At 67.7% G+C, this 2,838-nt stretch carries 3 protein-coding genes; 2 read left to right on the top strand and 1 reads right to left on the bottom strand.

Going from position 1 to position 2,838, the window contains the following annotated elements; genetic code table 11:
• Window positions 1–290 precede the first annotated feature (290 nt).
• Both VOI29_RS23755 and VOI29_RS23750 read left to right on the top strand, forming a co-directional pair.
• Entirely contained in the window at window positions 291–1,505 is a 1,215-nt protein-coding gene (locus tag VOI29_RS23755; RefSeq protein WP_323784276.1) for an RSP_2647 family RNA methyltransferase, read from the top strand.
• 6 nt (window positions 1,506–1,511) lie between these two features.
• Window positions 1,512–2,054, top strand: coding sequence for an RSP_2648 family PIN domain-containing protein (locus VOI29_RS23750; RefSeq protein WP_323784274.1), 543 nt, complete (start codon window positions 1,512–1,514; stop codon window positions 2,052–2,054).
• A gap of 137 nt (window positions 2,055–2,191) precedes the next feature.
• Here the strand turns inward: VOI29_RS23750 and VOI29_RS23745 are convergent.
• Window positions 2,192–2,838, bottom strand: a 647-nt coding sequence (locus tag VOI29_RS23745; RefSeq protein ID WP_323784272.1) for a M48 family metallopeptidase, incomplete at its 5' end; no start/stop codon positions are given.

Here is a 2,838-nt window from a genome sequence, read left to right as displayed (position 1 = left end):
ATTGGTCTGGCGCCAATCCGGACCACCCGATGACCGCAGTGCTGCGCGACGGGCTGCAAGGCAGTGCCACGCCGCGCCGCCGCGGCGGCTGGCGCTCGCGCGAGCGGTGACGGCGGCGTCTGTGCGGCCGGTGCCCGACGCATCGACGAGCGTTCCTGACGGCAATGAAACCGCAGCGCTGCTGGATCCGCTGCCGGCCCTGCAATAAAGCCAGGCGCAGCGGTGAAGTTCCGCGGGAACGGGCCATGCGGCCCCTTTTCCTGTTCCGGGCTTAAGGCTAAGAGGAACCCATGACAGCCTCCTCAGATGCGCTTCAGCGCCCCCGCGTGAAAATGAAACCCAAATCCAACGCCCGCGCCATCCGGCACGGGTTTCCCTGGGTTTATGCCAACGAACTGGTGACCGACCGGCGCACCCGCAAACTGGCGCCCGGCACCCTGGCGGTGCTGGAGGACGAGGCGCAGCACCCGCTGGGGCTGGTGTCGGTGAACCCGGAAAGCAAGATCATCGCCCGGATGCTCGACCGCGACCCCGAGGCGGTGATTGATCAGGCCTGGTTCGCTGCCCGCCTGAGCCGCGCCTTGGACATGCGCGAACAGCTGTATGATGCGCCCTTCTACCGGCTGGTGCATGCGGAATCCGACGGGCTGCCCGGCGTGGTGATCGACCGCTTCGGCGCGGCCTGCGTCGTCCAGCCCAACGCTGCCTGGGCCGAGCTGCATCTGGACGCGCTCACCGCCGCGCTGGCGGAGGTGACCGGCACCGGGGTGATCCTGAAAAACGCTTCCGGCCGCACCCGTTCGCTCGAAGGCCTTGATGATGTGAACCAGACCCTGCTGGGCGAAACCCCAGCGGCGCCGGTGCCGGTGCAGATGAACGGCGCCACCTATATGGCCGATCTTACCGGCGGCCAGAAAACCGGGCTGTTCTTCGACCAGCGCGAAAACCACGCCTTTGCCGCCCGCCTCACAGGGCCCGGCGCCAAGGTGCTGGATGTCTTCTCTCACGTCGGCGGCTTCGGCCTCGCGATGCTGGCCGGGGGGGCAGGGCACGCAACCTGCGTCGACGGCTCTGCCGCAGCCCTTGAACTGGCCGCCCGGGGCGCCGAAGCCAGCGGTTTCAAGGACGCATTCACCGCCCGCCAGGGCGACGCCTTCGATGTGCTGGCCGCCCTCGGCGAGGAGGACGCAAGCTTTGACGTTGTGATCTGCGACCCGCCCGCCTTTGCGCCCTCGAAACAGGCGCTGGAGGCCGGTCTGCGCGCCTATGAACGGATCGCCAAACTGGCGGCGCCGCTGGTCAAACCCGGCGGCTACCTGGGCCTCTGCTCCTGCTCCCACGCCGCTGATCTGTCGCGCTTCCGCAACGCTTCGGCCCGCGGCATCGGCAAGGGCGGCCGCCGCGGTGCGCTGATCCACACAGGGTACGCAGGCCCCGACCACCCGCAGCTGCCGCAGCTGGCCGAAAGCGGCTACCTCAAGGCCGTGTTCTTCCGGCTGGACTGACGCGGGATGAAGCTGCTTCTGGACACCTGCGTGCTCTACCCGACAGTGATGCGGGAGATGCTGCTGGGTGCGGCGGGACTGGGGCATTTCACCCCGCTCTGGTCCGCCCGCATTTTGGGCGAGTGGGAGCGCGCAGCGATGAAACTCGGCCCCGAAGGCGCGGCGCAGGCCAAGGCTGAAATCGCCCTGGCCCGCGCCAATTGGCCCAAGGCCGAAGTCGCCCCGGCACCGGGCACCGAGGCGCGCCTCTGGCTGCCCGACAGCGCCGACATCCATGTGCTGGCCGCCGCCGTCACCGGCCACGCCGACGCGATTGTCACCCTCAACAACAAGGACTTTCCCCGCCACACCCTGGCCGAAGAGGGGCTGGAGCGGCGCGGCCCCGACGAACTCCTCTACCGCATCTGGCTGGAGGATAACGCCGGAATAGAAGCTCTTGGCGCCCGGGTTCTGGAGGAGGCCAGCCGCCTTTCCGGCGACCGCTGGGAGATCCGCCCGCTCCTGAAAAAAGCCCGCCTGCCGCGGCTCGCCAAGGCCCTGTCAGCCTGACCGCGCTTTCATCTTTCCTGAAATACTCCGGGATGAGTGCCTGACTGCAGGCCAAGAAACTGCCCAGCGGTCAGCTCGAAGGCACCAACCGGCGCCGCCGCGGGGGAATGGCCCTCAATCCAGCGTCAGCCGCAGGCTCAGCGCTTGGCCCATTTCGCTTCCAGCCGCTCCAGCGCGGCTATGCGCTCTTCGGTCTTGGGGTGGCTCATCAGCCAGGCCGGTGCCATGCCCGCGCGTGCCTGGGTCAGCTCTTCCAGCTTGGTGAACAGGCTTTTCTGCGGCGCCAGCCCGATGCCTGCCTTGGTCAGCAGCGCGGCGGCATATTCATCCGCCTCATACTCGTCGCCGCGCGACAGCCGGGCCGCGATCAAACCTGTCAGCACCCCGGCAATCCACGGCCCGATAAAGGGAATGTAGCGGCCCAGGATCATCATCAGCGCGGTGCGCAGCGCGTTCTGGCCGGAGAAATCGATCATCCGCTTCCTGGCATGCCCCAGCGCCACATGGCCCAGCTCATGGGCGATCACCGAGGCCATTTCCTCGGCGCTGACCTCACCGTTCTGGTACTTGCGGTAAAACCCGCGGGTGATAAAGATCCGCCCGTCCGGCGCCGCCAGCCCGTTGACCGGGTCGACCTCGTAGATATGCACCGGAATGCGGGCGACCTCCAGCGCTGCCGCCAGCCGGTCGGTCAGCCGCTTCAGTATCGGATCCGCCAGCTCGGTTGAGCGCTGGTCCAGCTCACGATGGGTGCGCCAGATCGAAATCCGGTACATCACAAGGC

Source organism: Leisingera sp. (genome assembly GCF_034669605.1).
Taxonomy (GTDB): domain Bacteria; phylum Pseudomonadota; class Alphaproteobacteria; order Rhodobacterales; family Rhodobacteraceae; genus Leisingera.
This window is presented reverse-complemented; position numbering and strand designations above follow the sequence as displayed.